1 protein-coding gene is annotated in these 247 nt (G+C 54.7%); it reads left to right on the forward strand.

Annotation, left to right across the window (positions count from 1 at the left end; genetic code table 11):
* The coding region (locus I656_RS0117290) for a pyridoxal-phosphate dependent enzyme (protein WP_033007026.1) at window positions 1–247 on the forward strand (247 nt) is incomplete at both ends.

Here is a 247-nt window from a genome sequence, read left to right on the forward strand (position 1 = left end):
TTTTTGTGTGCCGGAAAAATTCAGCATCGAAAAACAACAGCTGATGAAGGCGCTCGGGGCGCAAATCGTTCATACACCGACTGAAGAGGGAATGGAAGGGGCCATCCGCAAAGCGGAGGAGCTCGCCCGCACGATTCCAGGGGCCTATTGCCCCCAGCAGTTCCAAAACCCGGCTAACCCAAGGACGTATTACAAGACGCTCGGTCCGGAGCTGTGGGACGATTTGGACGGACAGATCGACATTTTT

Source organism: Geobacillus sp. WSUCF1 (assembly GCF_000422025.1).
Taxonomy (GTDB): domain Bacteria; phylum Bacillota; class Bacilli; order Bacillales; family Anoxybacillaceae; genus Geobacillus; species Geobacillus zalihae.